This is a genomic window from Litorimonas haliclonae (assembly GCF_965138505.1).
Classification (GTDB): domain Bacteria; phylum Pseudomonadota; class Alphaproteobacteria; order Caulobacterales; family Maricaulaceae; genus Litorimonas; species Litorimonas haliclonae.
In genome coordinates this window covers 126,008-144,157 of record NZ_CBCSCO010000004.1, presented here as the reverse complement: position 1 = coordinate 144,157, position 18,150 = coordinate 126,008, and the positions used below count along the sequence as shown (strand labels likewise).

Below are 18,150 nucleotides of genomic sequence, written 5' to 3'. Positions count from 1 at the left end.
ATGGCAAAAATATTCTTCACGGATCACAGCGGCACAACCCGCGAAGTCGAGGCAAAACCCGGCACCTCCATCATGGAAGCCGCGGTCCAAAATATGGTGCCTGAGATTGATGCGGACTGCGGCGGCGCATGCGCTTGCGCGACATGTCATGTTTACGTGGATGACGCTTGGCTCGGAAAGCTTAAAGAAAAAGACGATATGGAAGAGTCCATGCTCGACTTTGCCGAAGGCGTTCAGGACAACTCCCGCCTATCTTGCCAAATTCTAATGAGCGAAGAGCTTGACGGGATTAAAGTCAGCACCCCTGAAAGTCAGTAGGTTCTCCAACTCTAACGACTCAAACCGCGTTTTCCGAAAATAATTCTGGATGGGCGCCGTCTATAGCTGCCTCTTTCGGGAGGTAGCAGGTAACGTGAGTACCTTGATCTTCCGCAGACTCCAACTCTACCCAACCACCATGGCGCGCCACAAACCGCTGTACTAAAGCTAAACCAAGCCCCGCCCCGCCGCGAGAGCTTTCAAAGCTCTGGAACACTTGAGGCTGTCTTTCGGTTGGAATACCAACACCGTTATCCTTCACCCAGATCATGACGCCGCCGCCGGGCGCTTTCTTGCCGCCCAATTCAATAATCCCGCCAGGTTTAGTAAAGCGAAGCGCATTGCCGAGTAGATTGTGTACCACTTGTTTAAGGCGTGTCTCATCGGCCCGGATAACGCCTATGTCTTCGTCACAGCGCAGCTCGAGCGCAATTTTCGTATCATCGGCTTTGACGGCGACATAATCCAACGCCTTGTCGAGCAAGTCGAATACATTGACGTCGCCCAAATCTAGATCGAGCACGTTGGCTTCGATGGCCGCAATATCGAGAATATCATCGATGATTTTCGCAAGGTCTTCGGACGCGCTTTGTATAGCAAAGACATACTCGCTTTGCTTATCACTCATTTCCCCTGCCCCGCCATTTTGAAGGAAGTCGGCATAACCGGAAATCGTCGTAAGCGGTGTTCGAAGCTGATAGCTAACATGGCCAACAAACTCCGACTTCATTCTATCAGCTTCTTCCAGCGCTTGGGTGCGCTCAATCAACGCCGCTTCGGCGCGTCGGGCGGAGGTGACATCTTCCCAAGCTACCAAAGTCGCCCCGTCTGGCAGGGGTTTTGACAACCAAGTCAGCATTTTATCGTCAGAGCGTTTAATTTCGCCCTCAACATGGCGGCGAATTTCAGGATTGGGATCGGTAATCCGTCCTGCTAGATCCTGCCAGAACGCTTTTTGATGATATAGCGGCATACAGAGCTGCACGATATCACCGAAACGCGGGTTATCTTTCAAATCCTCTTCGCTGAGAGACCACATTTTCTCAAATGAGGAATTGTGAATCTTTAGACGTCCATCTGTACCAAACACCGCAATGCCTTCGGAAAGTTTATCCAAAGTCGCTTTTTGAACATCAATTAGCGTTCCCAATTGACTCTTGAGCGTCATCGCGTCGGTCATATCAGAGAAAAGAAGCGAGATGCCGCCATGCGGGTCCCTCATCCTCACCAAACGCAATGTGCGGCCATCGGGCAGACCCCATAATTCCTCGGGCATTTCCTCTGGCCAGTCCGTGTAAAGCGATAACTCGCTCTCGCGCCAAGAGTGATAATCCGCCTGCGCCGGGATTTCGTTTTTATCCCGAAGGTAGTCCAGCCAGTCGCTATGATGAGGCCGACCTTTGAACCAGCCTTCCTCTAATTTGAACAGGTCGCGTAAGGCGCGGTTATGGAAGCTTACGCTCTGATCTGCGCCAAAGATAATAATGCCCTCATCCATCGCATTGAGCAGTTCGTCATGCGCGCGGATATGGCGGGTCAACGCTTGTCGCAAATTATCCGCTTCGGCGGCGTCAACAGCGATACCCGCAATTCCGCCATTGACTGGAAACAGACTAATCGTCGTAGCCCGCCTTTGCCCATTAAAAATAAGGTGACGGACATCTTCCTGAGCTTGGTTAGTTCTCAAGACGTCCTGAACCAATTGAGACGTGGCATCGTCCAAATGAATTTGAGACTTCACGAGGTCGCGCAGGTCTTTCGCCCCGACCGCCGCGACATAGGCGGGGTTAGCCCAGACAATCTGGCCGCTACTAGATAGTCGCCAGATGGGAAATGGCGCCCGTCCCATCATATCGATAAAGGCTTTGGGGTCATTTTCGGATGTCAGACGCGACGTCTCAAACCGCGAAATTGCCGCACGTTCATCCTCTCCGCGTATTGAGACATCCTCAAGCCAGAGAACGACCTGCCGCCCTGCCACGCGTCCAGCCGCTTCGATTAGGTTTCCTTCTGGCAAAGAGATAGAGACTGAAAATGCTTCTCCGCGTTCGCGAAGTCCGGCCAAATACCCTCGCAGAGTAACCGCGTTTTCAGTTTTTGAAATTGTCTTATGATCAGCCAGGCTGTTTAAAATCCGTCGCGATAAATCTTTAGCTTTCCCTTTTTCGGAAAATCGTAAAATAGAGGCTAGGGCCGCCGGGGAGCCGTAAACTTTTGGCTCGCCCCACAAATTGTCTTCCTCCAGCCGGGTCGGCTTCGCCGTTTCGTCCCATACGAGAACCAAACCCGGGTACGCGCCAAATATCAGATCATAGTCCCCTATCTGGCGATCGAGCTCTGTAACTCTCTCTTTCCACCCTTGCCCAGCTTCTCCGGATGAAAGAGCCGCTCGCAACGCAAACAGAGCGGCAAGAACGGCCAAAAGAACCGCGCCGAGTGTCACAATCAAATAAGGAGTGATGGATTGATCCATGCGTATTGGCGTCTTTCCTGCTCGCCCCGCGATTAAGCCCGCTTGTTAAGTTCTCAAGCCATAAGAGATATGCGGAATCTTGGAAAGACTTATTCCGGGTTAAATGTGTATAGGCCTCTCAGCTAGCCTGTTGTTTTATCACGCTTACGATACCATCCGTAAGTTTTTCGACTTTTGCCTCATCATCGCCCTCGGCCATGACACGGATAACTGGTTCTGTTCCAGAAGCTCTCACTAAAATGCGACCCTCCGTTCCAAAACTTTCTTGCGCGTCTTTAATAGCGGACTGCACAACCGGGTTATTAAGGGGGGAGTCTCCCGAATAGCTAACATTTTTGAGCTGTTGCGGGACGGGGTCAAATACGGTCAACACTTCACTGGCGGGTTTGTCTTGACGAATTATTTCGGCCAGTACCTGCAGGGCAGAAATCGTTCCGTCCCCTGTCGGAGTAAAGTCCGGCATTAGAATATGACCGGATTGTTCCCCGCCAAGATTATACCCATCTTGACGCATCCGCGCCGAAACATGTCGATCCCCGACATCCGTTCGGATAAAGTCAAGTTCTTGCGCTTCGAAAAATCGCTCTAATCCGAGATTACTCATAACTGTCGCGACAATTCCGGGTTTAGAAAGTTGCCCTTTTTTATGCCAGCCTGACCCAATCAGGCCGAGAAGCTGATCGCCGTCAATAACGCGTCCTTTTTCATCACACATGATAAGGCGGTCGGCATCACCATCCAACGCAATACCCACATGCGCGCCCTCTTTCACAACCGTTTCAGACAACAATTCCGTATGGGTTGAGCCGCAATCGAGATTGATATTCTTACCATTCGGAGAAACGCCAAGAGGAATGACCGCTTCTGCGCCCAGTTCCCATAGTGTATCCGGCGCCGTGTGGTAGGCCGCGCCATTGGCACAATCGAGCACAATTTTTAGGCCTGTTAGACGCATGCGACGCGGGAAGGTAGCCTTGGCAATTTCAATATATCGAGCTTGCATATCCTCATATCGCTTGGCACGTCCCAGATTCTCCGGCTTGGCTAATCGAAGATCGGATCCATAGAGCAGGGCTTCGATTTCAGCTTCGGCGGAATTAGAAAGTTTACGTCCATCCGGGCCGAAAAACTTCAAGCCATTATCGTGATATTTATTATGCGACGCTGTAATCATAACGCCCATATCAGCGCGTAAGGTGCGCGTTAGAATAGAGACCGCAGAGGTTGGGATCGGCCCGCAAAGACGTACGTCCATACCGACAGATGTAAAACCCGCCACCAAAGCCGGCTCAATCATATAGCCGGACAGACGCGTATCCTTACCGATAAAGACGGTCGGGCGGGAGCCAATTTTTTCTTCACGCTTGCGGAAATACCGTCCCGCAGCCTGCCCTAAACGCATTACACTTTCCGGTGTCATCTTGTCAGAATTGGCTAGACCGCGCACGCCGTCCGTTCCGAAAAATTTACGCGCAGGAATTTCATCTTGGCTCATAAAAAAGTTATCCAGTTTGTGAGTCGTTTCGTTTTTTAAAAGCTATAGCGTAAAAAATGGTATGAATGTGACTATTTTGAAAGAAGACAAAATCAAAAGAAATAGTTCACACCAATCTACCCCCCGAGTGTCACACTCCCAGCGCGATAGCGTAGCAAAACCCGGCAATTCTCCAACGCGCCGTCTGCAGGCGGCTGGAACGTCCAGTTTTCCACGGCGTCTTCCGACGCTTTATCAAACATGCCGTCCGGAACAGAGCGCTCGATTTCAACATTTTGAGTTTGGCCGCTGGCGTCCACATCAAGCCGCATAATCGTCCAGCCTTGTCGACCCGTTCGGTAAGCTCGTGAAGGGTATTCCGGCATCACAAACTCCCGCGCGGCAAGTTTTTCACCGCCGATGCAGTCATCCGCTGCCGAATACCCTTTGACCCAAGGGTCAGGCGGATATTGGCTGGCTGGTTCAAAGGGTTTTGAAGTACTGCCGCAACTCGCCAAAACGGCCGCGGCCAAACTGACAGAAATTAAACCTGAAAACCGCATGAGAAACCTTCTCTAATCCACTTCTCCGAAGCGGTTCTCTACCAAAGCGGCAATGGCTTGGATAGCCTCGGGCGCATCCGGCCCTTGCGCGGTGACGGTAATCTCCTCTCCGCAGGCTGATCCGAGTAAGAGAAGCTCCATGACAGAGTCGGCTTCAACCCGTTCGGCGCAAACATCATTATGGCTTCGCACCCAGATTTGAGACTGGTACAGCGAAACGGTTTCCATGAATTTGTTAGAAGCTCGAGCGTGAAGGCCGCGCTTATTCGTCAGGGTCAAAGTGATTTGAGACGTTTGGCTCATATCAGCACGCTCGGCCCCCATCGGCTTTTACGTCTCTCCGGCCAGAATTCTTGATGCAATAGCAATATAACGTTGCCCGGCTTCTTTGGCTTTAAGCGACGCCTCGTCCAAACCGGATGTACGCCGAGCTTCTGCCAGTTTTATCAACATAGGCAGATTTACCCCGGCGAGAACTTCTACCTCTCCGTCGCGGAGCATGGAAATCGCCAAATTGGAGGGGGTGCCGCCAAACATATCCGTCAGAATAATAACGCCTTTGTCTCGGCTGACTTTTTTCACCGCCCCGGCAATATCTTCGCGGCGGTGCTCCATATCGTCATCCGGGCCGATACAGACGGTTTCAACGGCCTCTTGAGGGCCGACCACATGTTCGGTGGCGCGCCGTAATTCTACGGCAAGCTGTCCATGCGTGACTATGACTAATCCAATCAAAGCAAATACTCCGAAAATCGAAACTTCACCTAATCAAATTAAAAACGCTCTGTGAAGCCGGAAAATGACAGAATTGTCATAAAAACTGTAAATTCCGGAAATCCCTTTGAAATTCAGGTTATTTGTTAGGACGCGGTTTCTGGCGCGGCACCTCAACGGCAAATCGTGCGCCCAATATTTCATCCCCATTGGCAGCACTTCTATTTTCGGCATAGATCCGACCTTTATGGGCTTTGACAATCTGGCGGCAAATAGCGAGGCCCAGCCCGGAATGGCTCCCGAATTGGGCGCCTTTTGGCCTTTGGGTATAGAACCTCTCAAAGACAGTTTCGAGGTTATCAGGCGGAATGCCAGGGCCATCATCCTCGACAGAAATAATTACGCGGTCTCGCCCTTTTCGGGAAGCAATATCAGCTGAAACCCGGACCTCCCCGCCCTCAGGTGAAAATGTCAGAGCATTATCAATTAAATTTCGAAGGACTTGAGCAAAGGGTGTTTCAAACGCACGGATATAAACCGGCTCGTCTTCGGGAAGCCGATTGTTATGAACCACGTTGGGCCCCTCACCGGAACGAGTCTGACCGTAAAAGGCCGTGATATTATGCAATATCTCGCCGACCTCCAATGTTTGCGCCGTTTCACGTGCCAGATTGGCGTCCACTTTTGAGGCTTTGGAAATATCCGTGATTAACCTGTCCATACGGGACACGTCTTGTTGAATAATATCAATAAGCTGATTTCTCTGATCATCCGTCCGGGCCACGCGAAGCGTATCCGAAGCCGACCGCAGAGACGTCAGAGGGTTTTTGATTTCATGCGCCACATCAGCGGCGAAATTCGCAATGTCATCAATGCGCGAATAGAGCCCCTGAGTCATTTCCCGCATGACTTTGGACAAATCACCGATTTCATCCCGGCGGCTTGAGAGGTCTGGAATCGCGTCGCGTTTATCTGAGCTGCGAGTGACAAGCTCCGCCGCGCGTGCCAATTTTCGCATCGGCAATGTGATAAACAAAGTCAGCGCCAGAGAACTCAGGATAGTGGCCAAAATAGCCAAACCAATGATCGGGGCAAGGGCTTGGCGTTCGGCATTAACAATACCCGATACATCATCGCTCTCGACGGTTACGACGCCCAGAATATGTTGTACGCGCTGGACCGGAAGAGAGACCGTCACAATCAGATTATCGTTTTCGTCATATCGCGGCCCCATAATCGGATCGCCGGTCAAGGCCATTTGCACATCACCCCGAAGATCTCGGCGCAAATTATTTCTATTTGCTTTTCGCCAAGGCAAATCATTTAAACGCGCGGCAAACCAGATCTTCGCTTTATCTAGCCATTGTTCGTGCAATGGCTCTTCCGGAATTTCGGAAATAATCGGATCCAATGCCCCCACCGAAATGGTCTCGTCCAAGCTGGTCGTGTCCGCAACGACTTCGCCGGAGCGATCATGCAAGCGAACGCGCCATCCTTGCGGCGTGTTTACACCGCGCAAAACCTGTTTAGCTCCGGCAACATCTAATTCGGCGGAAGAACCTCTACCGGTTGCCTGCTCTCCGATAACTGTCGTGATCGTCGCAGCGAGGGAACGCAAATTATCAACTTTCGCATTGATCAAGCCTTCCTCGAATCGATTCATTGCCAGAGAGCCAGTCAATAAAATGATCAAGCCGATTAAATTGGAAACGAAGATAACGCGCGTCAAGCGAGAGCTGATTAAAGATCGCCTCGGGCCTAATCGTCCTTGGCGTAGGCGTCTTTCACGTAAACGCATCCGACCCGCTTTCGCGGGCCGTTTCTTGTCTTCATTGGGCGCTTGCCCCTTAGGCTTCTTTATATTTATATCCGACACCATAGAGGGTTTCTATACCGTCAAAACTTTTATCAGTCTTGCGGAATTTTTTGCGCAGGCGTTTGATATGGGAATCAATCGTTCGGTCATCGACATAAACTTGGTCGTCATAAGCGGCGTCCATTAGTTGGTCGCGGGATTTAACGTAACCGGGACGATTGGCCAGGCTTTCCAAAATAAGAAATTCTGTAACAGTCAATCGAACAGCTTGGCCATCCCAAGAACAGGCATGACGGTTCGGATCAAGCAAGAGTTTTCCGCGGCGAATGACCTTGTCATCGCCTTCTTGCGGGGTCGGCATTTCAATGGAAGTTAGAGAGGCACGTCGCAAGACCGCTTTGATCCGCTCGCCAAGCAAACGTTGCGAGAATGGCTTGGTGATATAATCATCCGCGCCCATGTTGAACCCGATTGCTTCATCAAATTCATCGTCTTTCGAGGTCAAAAAGATAACAGGTAGGTTGGAAGTCTGACGCAAACGACGGAGAAGCTCTAACCCGTCCATGCGCGGCATTTTTACGTCCAGCACGGCCAAATCGGGCGGGGATTCTTTTAGAGCCTCCAGCGCGCTCACCCCGTCATGGAATTTGCGCACTTCATAGCCCTCCCCTTCCAAAAACATTGACACAGAGGTCAAAATATTCTCGTCATCATCTACCAGATAAATCTTGGCCATAGCGGTCTCTCGTCTCAACCCGTCCACCGACGTCTTGACCTGACGCGGTGAGTAATCCTTGTTCCTTACTAAGCTCATCGTCTGCATTGTCCAACCCTCGTTTCGTGAATGATGGACTTGGTATAGAAAACGACTATGGCGCGGGTATGGCAATAGACCGCCTTAGTTTCGGCATTTTTGGCCAAACCGTGGCATTGCATAGCCCGTAAGAAACGCTACTAATCCAATAAAAATTTAAGGGGTGAGCCATGCTGACAGATATTCTCGTTTATTTCTTCCATGCCGCAGCGCTGGTGTTTGGATTACTGACTATGCTCTGGGCCGTTAGCGTTGCTGTAAAAGATGCCAGCCTCGTAGACATCTTTTGGGGGTTCGGGTTTCTATGTGTCGGCGCAGTTTGCCTTTACCTGGCCAATCCGAGAACCCCTTACCTCTGGCTCTTAGGCTTACTCCCCGTGATTTGGGGCGCGCGCCTGACGATATATTTGGCTCTTCGAAACTTGGGGCACGGCGAAGATAAGCGCTATGTCGCCATGCGGAAACGGTCCAAACTTAGTGAAGCTGGGTGGCGATTGAGAAGTCTGTTTTCAATCTATTGGGGACAAGGCCTATTGATTATGATTGTCAGCGCGCCGGTCTGGGTTGCGATGGCCACCCACGTCGCAGGCCGTGTCGTTACATCCGGCGAAGACACAATTTATATCCATGCGAATGCCTATATAAACCTGCTGGCGCTTCTTGGCGCGACTCTCTGGCTCATCGGATTTCTTTTCGAAGCAATTGGCGACTGGCAGCTTTCCCGCTTTATGAAAAAGCATAAGGATTATGACGGCCCGCAGGAGGACAAACCTGTTCTGAACACCGGACTATGGCGCTATACCCGCCATCCAAATTATTTTGGCAATGCCTGCATGTGGTGGGGTATCTGGCTCGTTGCTTGCGAAGCGCCCTGGGGCTGGGCGACGGTATTCGCGCCGATCATCATGACCTATCTGCTGACGAATGTGTCGGGTAAAGATTTGCTCGAAAAGGACATGGGCAAGCGAAAAAATTATAAAGTCTATATTCAACGCACCAGTGGGTTCTTTCCATTGCCGCCTAAAGATAAGAGTGAAGTGGAGGCCTAGCCCCTCCGACAACCAATTGGTTTGTTAAACCGCGTATTTAAATATCCGGCGCCGCTCAACGCTGCTCGGAATACCCATGCTTTCACGGTATTTTGCAACTGTCCGGCGCGCGATATCAATGCCTTCGCCTCGCAAAAGTTTGACCAGCTTGTCATCTGATTTGACAGATTTCTCTGTCTCTTCGCTGATGAGGATTTTTATTTTATTGCGCACCGCTTCGGCCGAGTGACCTTCTCCGCCGTCCAGCGACGGGATAGAAGCCGTGAAGAAATATTTCAGCTCAAACAAGCCGCGTGACGTGTGCATAAATTTATTGGAGGTCACGCGGCTGACCGTGCTTTCGTGCATATCGATTACATCCGCGACGTCTTTAAGCTTGAGCGGACGCATATGATCCACCCCGTAAGCGAAAAACGCATCTTGCTGTTTGACGATTTCACTCGTCACTTTCAAAATTGTGCGCGCCCGTTGGTCCAAAGACTTCACAAGCCAGCTCGCGCTTTGGTGACATTCGGAAATAAACTCCCGAGCCGTTTCATCCTTGCCGCCCACTTTTTGTATTTCATTGTAATAGCGATTATTGACGAGCACGCGCGGAAGAGTGTCCGCGTTTAACTCGACAGCCCATCCCCCATTCGGCGTTTCGCGGATAAACACATCCGGCTCGACAACCTGAGCGGTTGTCCCGCTATATTCGGCGCCCGGTTTGGGCGCGCAGTCCCGGATGCGGGCTATCATGGCGCTCATCCGGTCCCGCCCCACGTCGCATATTTTCATCAATTTCGACAGATCATGCTTGGCCAATAATTCCAAATTTCCGAGCAAGACTTGCATCGGCGCGTCCAGCGCCTCCTGCTCGCGTAATTGTAGCGCCAGACACTCTGACAAATCCCTCGCAAACAATCCGGTCGGCTCACAGGTCTGGAGCTGCGTCAGAAGTGAAGAGATACGGGCCGTCCCCACGCCGAGGTTTTCCGCAATTTCTTCGACGCTCATCCGAAGGTATCCAGCCTCATCCAATTGCCCGATCATATAATCGGCAATCAGTACATCACGCGGCTCCAATCTGAGGAGGGCCCGCTGCGCCGTTACGTGATCGGCAAGGCTGACTTCCGCCGCCGCATTTTCTGCCGCGTCATACTCTCCGCCGCCTGAAAAGCTTCCGGATTTATCGTTACGTGACCAATCGACCGATCCGCCCACATCCGCCGCAGTTGAGTCCGGATTAACCGCGTGGTCCGGCGCGTCTAGGTCTGAACCAGCCGCCGCAGGCGCGTCCTTATCCACTGTCGCCCGCATCGCATCTTTCAGCGTATTCGCAATTTGCTCCCCGCGCCGGTTTTCGTCTCCCGTTCCGCGCTCTAAAAGGGGATTACTCTCTAATTGCTCTTCAACAAATTCGGCGAGTTCAATATTGGAATATTGTAGCAATTGGATCGCTTGCCGTAATTGGGGCGTCATTGCGAGCTGCTGACTCTGCCGCGCCTGTAATTTTGGAGCTAATGCCACGTCTGCCTACCCTGCTTCACTTTCACATACCGGGCCATTTTTGATTTCAGGCCGTCTTGGAACAGTCTTTAGGAAAGAAGGCTTAATTTCGCGTGTGGCGACAGGGTTAATAATTTGTAGCATTCGAGCGGGAGGGCCTCACGGAACCAAGCTTTGAGGACGACGTTTGGTACTTATAACAATTTAAAGGAGGTCAACATGTTAGGTTGGTCAATCGCATTTTTCATTCTCGCTATCATTGCGGGTTTATTGGGGTTCACTGGGATTGCAGGCGCAATGGCAGGTGTAGCTCAAGTCTTATTCGTCATTTTCCTCGTCTTATTGGTGATTTCTTTCATCATCCGGGCCTTTAAAGGACGCTCTGTCGTCTGACAGTTCTAGGACTGGCAAGCCAATAAGACTATGCTAAGGGAGCTCGATGAGCTCCCTTTCTTTTTCCCCAACAGTCAAAATTTGTGGCCTTACGCGCGCCGAGGATGTGCAAGATGCAATTAGTGCGGGGGCAGGTTTTCTTGGTTTTATTGTCGAAGCGAATAGTCCCCGACGCGTTAGCGTCTCAGAGGCCAAGCCTCTCTTCTCGCCGACCAAGGGACTCGCCAAGCGCGTTGCCGTCACGGTGAATGCCGATGACCACCTCTTGGACAGAATTGCCCGAGACCTTGCGCCTGACTTTGTTCAATTTCACGGCGACGAAACAGTCGACCGGCTCGCGCAGATTTCAAAACGATATGATTTCGGGCTTATCAAAGCCATTCCCATTGTCACGGACGAAGACATGAAGACAGCGGGCGAATATGCCGGGATCGTCGACTTTGTTTTATTTGATGCGAAACCGCCTAAAGGCTCGCAAGTCAGAGGCGGGCATGGCGTCGCGATTGATTGGGATATCATTGCCCGCGCGCCCACGCCAAAAACCTTTGCGCTTGCCGGAGGGCTCAACCCCGACACGGTGAGAGAGGCCATATCTAGGACAAAAGCACCCATTCTGGACGTTAGCTCTGGCGTCGAAAGCGCTCCGGGCGTAAAGGATGTGTTCAAAATCCAAGCCTTTATGAAAGCGGTCAACTCCCATGGGTAAACCAGAGAACATCCCCTTCCCCGATGAAAATGGTCGTTTTGGCGACTTTGGCGGGCGTTATGTCTCCGAGACTCTGATGCCGCCCATTCTGGAACTTCAAAAAGCCTATGAAGACGCAAAGGCCGATCCGAAGTTTCAGAAAGAGCTGGATTACTTCATGGCCCATTATGTGGGCCGGCCTTCCCCTCTCTATTTTGCCGAGCGCCTGACCGAAGAAGCGGGTGGCGCTAAAATCTATTTCAAACGCGACGAGCTAAACCATACTGGCGCGCATAAGATCAATAACTGCATGGGCCAGCTCCTGCTCGCCAAACGCATGGGCAAGAAGCGCATTATCGCGGAAACCGGCGCAGGACAGCACGGCGTTGCCACGGCGACTGTCGCCGCACGCCTCGGCATGGAGTGTATTGTCTATATGGGCGCGGTCGATATTGTCCGGCAAAAACCGAATGTCTTTCGTATGCGCCTCCTCGGCGCCGAAGTCCGGGCCGTGCATTCGGGAACAGCTACCCTAAAAGACGCCATGAACGAAGCCCTGCGCGACTGGGTTACAAATGTCGGCGATACATTTTATTGTATCGGCACTGTCGCGGGACCGCACCCTTACCCGGCCATGGTTCGTGACTTTCAAGCTGTCATAGGCCGCGAAGCAAAAGAGCAGATTATGGACGCCGAAGGCCGACTGCCAGATGCCGTTGTTGCCTGTATCGGCGGCGGCTCCAACGCCATGGGACTCTTCCATGAATTCGTCCCCCATAAAGACGTGCGCCTGATTGGCGTCGAAGCCGCCGGGAAAGGCGTTAAGTCCGGACTGCACGCCGCCTCGCTGACGGGCGGTACGCCGGGCGTGCTCCACGGCAATCGGACTTATTTACTGCAAGATGAAAACGGACAGATCGCAGACGCGCATTCTATTTCTGCAGGATTAGACTATCCCGGCATCGGTCCGGAACACGCTTATCTGCACGATATCGGGCGCGCCGAATATGTCAGCGCGACAGACGACGAAGCCCTGCATTGGTTCCAGGAATGCGCCCGCCTCGAAGGCATCCTCCCCGCGCTAGAGCCCAGCCATGCTATACCCCGCACGGTCGAACTCGCCAAAGAACTTGGGCCAGAAGGCCTAATCATTATGAATATGTGCGGCCGCGGGGATAAGGACGTCTTCACCATCGCCGACGCGCTCGGCGAACATATCAGCGAAGGGACGGATGGATAGCTTTGCTATTCCTGCCCTTCGCTGTGTTCAGCTGAAGGTCTCTTTCTTCTAGTCGAAAAATCTGGATTCAATTGGAATCAATTTAAACAGTTTAAACTTGAATAGATTCACTCTGAAAAATCTGTTATTTCTTCCAAGAATAGTAACCCTTCTTTACCTTTCTTCTGTGAGGGTCATTGACGTTAGCCCTCAAATTTCATTTAAAAGAAGTGAGGGTAGACAATAATCACCTCAAGGTGACGGTCTTTAGTTACGTGTCAGGAACCTGGCGCAGCAGAAGGGGAATATTCCATGAAAGTTTCAAGGAAAATTGTTTCACTCGGATTAGGACTTGCAACGCTCATAGCTTTGCCAACCGTTACGGCGCAGGCTCAGGATTTGGTAGCGGAAGCGCCCGCCCCCAGCACAAATCTAACAGATAGTCCCGCCCTTCAGGGATTGAAGGCTCCGGTTTTCGATACCCAACCCCGCGAACTTCTCTTTAAGGGTTTGACCAATATTAAGCGCCAAACCGAGACAGCCCGCACAGATGGCTGCTCGCGGATTCAAAAAGGCCTCACGCTTAGCGGCGGATTTCTTTTGATCGCTTGCGAAAAACTAAAGGCCGAGCTTCCGATTGGTCTGCACGATATCGCCGCCAGAAAATATATGGCCGAAATGGAAACTCTTGGATGGAAAAAAGATCCAACGCACCGCAAGAAAGGCGAAACGAAATATTTGAAAACTGACGCGACGGGCTGCAACCGCACAATGTCTGTTGGCGTTTGGACAGACCGAGCGCTAAACGAACCGCGCCTGCCTAGCCTGACCCGTAAAGATTATCGCCAAATTGTTTTCATTATGGGCTTTGACGGAAAAACATGTGAACATCATTACGAGGGTGTGAAACAGGCCGCTCGATAAGCAAATTGCTCATGAAGCATGAGGGTAGCTGAACCTCCACCCCGAAAATTAATTTTTCCAAAGGCTCCTACTTGAGGAGCCTTTTTCTTTGGCTAGACATTACTTTCCCAATAATACCAAAAACAATCTTAGACTGTAATATATTTTTAAGGTTTTCCTTAAATGCTACCTTATGTTGTCTGCTTCCGCAACGATGGGGGCGTGAAAATCGGGAGGGCTATATGAAGCCGTTAAAATTTATAATTCTGGCTGGAGCCGCCTCGGCCATGCTATCGGTACCCGCATCAGCGGTGGATCAAAATGTCAATTTTCGAGGCGTTGTTAATGATAGCTGTTCGCTTGTCGTCTTAAATGATGGACTTCTCGGCGTCTCTTCGGATCAAACAGTCTTATCCTCAAAAGAGGCGGGCGGGCTACGGGGCCGCGTATCAGTCGTCACGAATGGACCCGGCAACACGATCGAAATCATCAGTCCGAGCGGATTTTCCGTTGGACCTCCTTCCGCAGATTTAAATACTGTCTTCGAGGCCGAATATTCAGCCTCCGGCGGCACGATCCTATCTAACTTGTTAGGGGTGGTGGTATCCATCCTTGGCATCGGTACAACGACTATAGAGATTGATGCGACAGCAACAAAAACATCTGGCGCCTTTGAAAGCGGCGCATACGAACTTATTACGGTGGTCCGATGCGTCGCTCCGTAAGCCATCTCCTTTCGGCAGCGACCCTCAGCTTTCTTGGCGGTTTGGCTATCTCGGCGGCAGCGCAAAGTGTTGCCCCGATGACTCAGGAAGTCCGTGGATTTAATTCACAATTTGTCGCCCAGATCGAAATCAGCAACCCTTATGACAGCCCTCAAAAGGCCAATGTCAGAGTTTACTCGTCTGATTGGCACCTCATCGAACCTATCTATCTGTCCAACGCGAATCGCATTCTTGCTCCCAATCAAAAGGTCATCGTAACGGCGCTTATCCCGTTCAGGCACGAGAGCCACCGCGTTGTTTATATTTGCAATACCATCACACCACGTCTCGGCGGAATCGGACAAAGCTATAGGGGGGAAGTATGCGGAAAAGTCTCAGCACAGCGATTAAGCTAATTCTATTAAGCGGGGCGGTCTGTGCCGGTAATGCCGCAGCGCAAGTCATTCCAGACAATGCCAACAACCCCATAATCCTGCCAAGCACCTCTAGTTCTTACAATCAGAACGGTTTTAACCTTCCAACCATTCCGAACGTGACGGGCCAGGACATTGTCCGCGGATCGGGCGGGATTTCTTGCCAGTCCTCTGTAGGATCGGGCGGGCCGAATTTCGACCTCGGCGTAATTGGTTCAAATGATATGTTCGACCGTGATTCTATGTCGGTCTATGGACGCATTACGGTTCCGCTCGGTAAGCGGCCCAAACGCGTGGATTGCACCCGGCTTTATGACTTGGAAATCAGCCGTTTGCAGATGGAGCTGCAGCTCATGCGGGCCGGCGCCTCCTCTAATATGCTGGACGCCAATGCCGCGCGGCAGGTTATTTCTCAGGCGCCGCCGCATGCCGCGCCCCGCCAGGCTGCTCAACCCTTTCATTTAGCGGCTAATTCCTCTCAGTCTCAAAATTCACAAGTTCAAAAAATGCGGATCTCTACGCCTCCCCAATCCCAACCCCGGCGAGAGGTCCGCGCCTCCTCGGCGCCCCAAAACCCCTATTACGGGGGGTCACAACCCGGCCAAACCAAACCGCAAGCTACTTCAGCGCGTCCGATAGTGGGGTGTTGTGGGCCACAAAACATTCCTACCCATTATCAGCCTACAAATGGCCCAGCCTATCAACCCTATCATAATGATGCACAACGTAGGCCGCAGCACGTCTACCCGGGGCAGCCGGCCCAAAGACAACCAGTAAGGTCTTTGCAAAACACGCAAAATCTTCTGCGAAGATAGGCTTATCGCGGAAACTAAGGTCTGGTCAGTCGGGATAAAAACTTTTAGGTCACCTCCCATGACCTTACGCATTGACCAGACCTTTTCCGACCTGAAAGCCCAAAACAAGGCGGCTTTCGTCGCCTATATTATGGGCGGCGATCCGGATCGTGAAACCTCGCAAAAAATGCTAAACGCCCTGCCCGAACACGGCGTCGATATTATTGAACTCGGCATTCCTTTTACCGATCCCATGGCCGATGGTCCCGTCATCGAAGACGCGGGGATTCGCGCCCGGAAATCCGGCACAACTCTCAAATCCGTTCTCGAAATGGCAAAAGAGTTTCGAACGCAGAACACGACGACGCCTATCATTGTCATGGGCTATTGTAATCCCATCCACCAAATGGGTTACGAGGCGTTTTCAGAGGCCGCCAAAGACGCGGGTGTGGATGGCGCCATTATTGTTGACCTCCCGCCTGAAGAAGACGCAGAGCTCCGCGCCGCGTTTGACGCCCATGACTTGGCCCTCATCCGACTCGCCACGCCGACAACCAACGCACAGCGCCTCCCCAAAGTCGTCGAAGGGACAAAAGGCTTTGTTTATTATGTGTCGATGACCGGCGTGACCGGCGCAAATAATGTCGCCAATAAAGAAAAAGGGACATCCATCAAAGAACAAGTCGCTTGTGTGAAAGAGGCGGCCAAACTTCCCGTTGTGGTCGGCTTTGGCGTCAAGACGCCTGAGCGCGCCCGCGTTGTCGCCGAGGATGCCGACGGCGTTGTGGTCGGAACCGCGATTGTCAGAACACTGTTTGAAGACGGCCCTGACGCGACTCTGGCTCTTGTGAAATCACTGGCTGACGCCACTCATGGAGAGACTTAAATGGCTTGGGAAAGACGCCGTCATCCGGAACTCGAAGCGGATTTAGATATACTCTTGTCCGACATGTGTACGGAATGGAATATGTGCGCGGGTGTCACGGCGAAGGACTTGTTGAAAGACGGCAAGCCGCTGACGTCCAAACGGTTCACCGAAGCCTTGATAATTGCCGAAGGCCTCAAACCTGAAAATGAAACCAATATGGTGCGCCGCATCAAACGAAAATTTGTGCAGCGCTATGGCCATGTCGTGACGAAAAAAGAATATTCGATTTAATCTTGGATATTTTTACGAAGCTTTGGGGTGAAACCCGTCGCAAGTTAACATGAGTTATGGAATTTTTTCCTAGCCGCAGGAACTCTATTCGAACCCAGGTATTCTCTTCTTATCACACGCCTCATCAATTGCCAGAGACGTGCATTAATCACAAAGGAGAAAAATCCATGAGTAAACGCGACATTAAAGTCCTGAATTCAATCACCAAAACTCTGATCGATAGTTGCCAAGGCTATGAGACATGCTGTGAAGTCTCAGATGACGATTACAGTCTACAGCAGGAGTTCAAGAGACGCGAACAGGAGCGCCGTGATTTGGTGGCAGAAATTCAAATGCATGTCCGCAAAATTGGCGGTGACCCAGAAGAAGATGGCAGTATGGCAGGGGCCGTGCATCGCGGTTTCACACGTTTCTCTTCTCTTTTCAGAGACGACGAGAAAGCCGCAATTTCAGCTTTGGACGACGGCGAAGAGCATCTAGCAGAGAAAATTGAAGATAAGTTAGAGGATGACGAATTACTTCCTCAGACTAGAGAGCTGTTACAAAAAGCGCATAGCTCGGCTAAATCAGGCGAAAGCTTCGCGGAAATGTTAGACTAGTTTAGATTGAGCTTAACTCTGGGTTCGCTCAGAATGAAAATTTAGCGGATAAGCTTTTGCTTATCCGTTTTTTTATTACGTGAAACAAATAAACTCGACGACGACTCATTCTTTTGCTTCGTTGCGGCGGGTGCTCACCCCTCTTCAGAAGGGCTTCCCTTTCCCATCGCGGGTCTTATAAGCCATCTGTAGATGCCCACGAGGTTAATTATCGTCAAAACGACATTCTGTATTGTGAGCGGCGGTTCGCCAGCCAAAATGCCGAATGTCACCCAGGCAATTGAAGAGCCAGTAAAGATAATAAATCCGTAACCCGAAACTTTGGCCGAGATATTCGAGGCAACCATAATAGCCGCGGCGACTCCCGTGATTGTGGCGAACCACTGAATAATATCTTCCATAAAATTCCAATACCATAAACTTTGAATAACCACATGCTGATCTTCTAATTCATGAAGGGAACGTTTGTTGCGTAGAAAAGTGACTTAGGCGTGGCGATTCTAAATAACTCCTTTCAAGGCATTCGACTTAGCCTCACTCGAAGGACGCTT

The 18,150-nt window shown here is 51.3% G+C and carries 21 protein-coding genes; 12 read left to right on the top strand and 9 right to left on the bottom strand.

Annotation, left to right across the window (positions count from 1 at the left end; all coding sequences use genetic code 11):
- Complete coding sequence (locus ACNA05_RS10340; RefSeq protein WP_415811409.1) at window positions 1–318, top strand: 2Fe-2S iron-sulfur cluster-binding protein; 318 nt, start codon at window positions 1–3, stop codon at window positions 316–318.
- 19 nt (window positions 319–337) lie between these two features.
- On the opposite strand, the gene ACNA05_RS10335 is transcribed toward ACNA05_RS10340, so the two are convergent.
- From ACNA05_RS10335 to ACNA05_RS10305, 7 genes are all read right to left on the bottom strand, one after another.
- Entirely contained in the window at window positions 338–2,791 is a 2,454-nt protein-coding gene (locus ACNA05_RS10335; protein WP_415811408.1) for a PAS domain-containing sensor histidine kinase, read from the bottom strand.
- Window positions 2,792–2,909: 118 nt separating this feature from the next.
- Window positions 2,910–4,286, bottom strand: coding sequence for a phosphoglucosamine mutase (gene glmM / locus ACNA05_RS10330; protein ID WP_415811407.1), 1,377 nt, complete (start codon window positions 4,284–4,286; stop codon window positions 2,910–2,912).
- A gap of 116 nt (window positions 4,287–4,402) precedes the next feature.
- Complete coding sequence (locus ACNA05_RS10325) at window positions 4,403–4,828, bottom strand: energy transducer TonB (RefSeq protein ID WP_415811406.1); 426 nt, start codon at window positions 4,826–4,828, stop codon at window positions 4,403–4,405.
- A gap of 12 nt (window positions 4,829–4,840) precedes the next feature.
- Window positions 4,841–5,131 carry an HPr family phosphocarrier protein gene (locus ACNA05_RS10320; protein WP_415811405.1) on the bottom strand — a complete coding sequence of 97 codons (291 nt, stop codon included), beginning with the start codon at window positions 5,129–5,131 and terminating at the stop codon, window positions 4,841–4,843.
- Window positions 5,132–5,158: 27 nt separating this feature from the next.
- Entirely contained in the window at window positions 5,159–5,563 is a 405-nt protein-coding gene (locus ACNA05_RS10315) for a PTS sugar transporter subunit IIA (protein ID WP_415811404.1), read from the bottom strand.
- Window positions 5,564–5,681: 118 nt separating this feature from the next.
- Window positions 5,682–7,340 (bottom strand): stimulus-sensing domain-containing protein, encoded by a 1,659-nt coding sequence (locus ACNA05_RS10310; protein WP_415811403.1) that lies wholly within the window; start codon window positions 7,338–7,340, stop codon window positions 5,682–5,684.
- A 49-nt stretch (window positions 7,341–7,389) separates the two neighbouring features.
- Complete coding sequence (locus tag ACNA05_RS10305) at window positions 7,390–8,094, bottom strand: response regulator transcription factor (protein WP_415811548.1); 705 nt, start codon at window positions 8,092–8,094, stop codon at window positions 7,390–7,392.
- Window positions 8,095–8,342: 248 nt separating this feature from the next.
- Here ACNA05_RS10305 and ACNA05_RS10300 point away from each other — a divergent pair, with 248 nt between their 5' ends.
- A complete protein-coding gene (locus tag ACNA05_RS10300; protein ID WP_415811402.1) occupies window positions 8,343–9,221 on the top strand; it encodes a DUF1295 domain-containing protein in 879 nt (292 codons plus the stop codon).
- A 24-nt stretch (window positions 9,222–9,245) separates the two neighbouring features.
- On the opposite strand, the gene rpoN is transcribed toward ACNA05_RS10300, so the two are convergent.
- Window positions 9,246–10,730 carry an RNA polymerase factor sigma-54 gene (gene rpoN, locus ACNA05_RS10295; RefSeq protein WP_415811401.1) on the bottom strand — a complete coding sequence of 495 codons (1,485 nt, stop codon included), beginning with the start codon at window positions 10,728–10,730 and terminating at the stop codon, window positions 9,246–9,248.
- 198 nt (window positions 10,731–10,928) lie between these two features.
- On the opposite strand from rpoN, the gene ACNA05_RS10290 reads away from it, so the two are divergent.
- From ACNA05_RS10290 to ACNA05_RS10245, 10 genes are all read left to right on the top strand, one after another.
- The gene (locus ACNA05_RS10290) at window positions 10,929–11,102 is read left to right on the top strand and encodes a DUF1328 domain-containing protein (protein WP_415811400.1); all 174 of its coding nucleotides are present in this window, start codon (window positions 10,929–10,931) and stop codon (window positions 11,100–11,102) included.
- A 46-nt stretch (window positions 11,103–11,148) separates the two neighbouring features.
- Window positions 11,149–11,808, top strand: coding sequence for a phosphoribosylanthranilate isomerase (locus ACNA05_RS10285; RefSeq protein WP_415811399.1), 660 nt, complete (start codon window positions 11,149–11,151; stop codon window positions 11,806–11,808).
- A complete protein-coding gene (gene trpB / locus ACNA05_RS10280; RefSeq protein ID WP_415811398.1) occupies window positions 11,801–13,027 on the top strand; it encodes a tryptophan synthase subunit beta in 1,227 nt (408 codons plus the stop codon). Before ACNA05_RS10285 ends, trpB begins: the two co-directional genes overlap by 8 nt.
- Before the next feature lie 291 nt (window positions 13,028–13,318).
- Complete coding sequence (locus ACNA05_RS10275; RefSeq protein ID WP_415811397.1) at window positions 13,319–13,930, top strand: hypothetical protein; 612 nt, start codon at window positions 13,319–13,321, stop codon at window positions 13,928–13,930.
- Between the two features lie 221 nt (window positions 13,931–14,151).
- Window positions 14,152–14,634 (top strand): hypothetical protein, encoded by a 483-nt coding sequence (locus ACNA05_RS10270; protein ID WP_415811396.1) that lies wholly within the window; start codon window positions 14,152–14,154, stop codon window positions 14,632–14,634.
- Entirely contained in the window at window positions 14,619–15,029 is a 411-nt protein-coding gene (locus ACNA05_RS10265) for a hypothetical protein (RefSeq protein ID WP_415811395.1), read from the top strand. The genes ACNA05_RS10270 and ACNA05_RS10265 overlap by 16 nt, the downstream gene beginning before the upstream one ends.
- Complete coding sequence (locus ACNA05_RS10260) at window positions 14,996–15,862, top strand: hypothetical protein (RefSeq protein WP_415811394.1); 867 nt, start codon at window positions 14,996–14,998, stop codon at window positions 15,860–15,862. The genes ACNA05_RS10265 and ACNA05_RS10260 overlap by 34 nt, the downstream gene beginning before the upstream one ends.
- A gap of 58 nt (window positions 15,863–15,920) precedes the next feature.
- Entirely contained in the window at window positions 15,921–16,727 is an 807-nt protein-coding gene (gene trpA / locus ACNA05_RS10255) for a tryptophan synthase subunit alpha (protein WP_415811393.1), read from the top strand.
- Window positions 16,728–17,000, top strand: a complete 273-nt coding sequence (locus ACNA05_RS10250; RefSeq protein WP_415811392.1) for a hypothetical protein — start codon at window positions 16,728–16,730, stop codon at window positions 16,998–17,000.
- Window positions 17,001–17,167: 167 nt separating this feature from the next.
- Entirely contained in the window at window positions 17,168–17,599 is a 432-nt protein-coding gene (locus ACNA05_RS10245; protein WP_415811391.1) for a PA2169 family four-helix-bundle protein, read from the top strand.
- A 134-nt stretch (window positions 17,600–17,733) separates the two neighbouring features.
- On the opposite strand, the gene ACNA05_RS10240 is transcribed toward ACNA05_RS10245, so the two are convergent.
- Window positions 17,734–18,000, bottom strand: a complete 267-nt coding sequence (locus ACNA05_RS10240; protein WP_415811390.1) for a hypothetical protein — start codon at window positions 17,998–18,000, stop codon at window positions 17,734–17,736.
- Window positions 18,001–18,150: the final 150 nt, after the last annotated feature.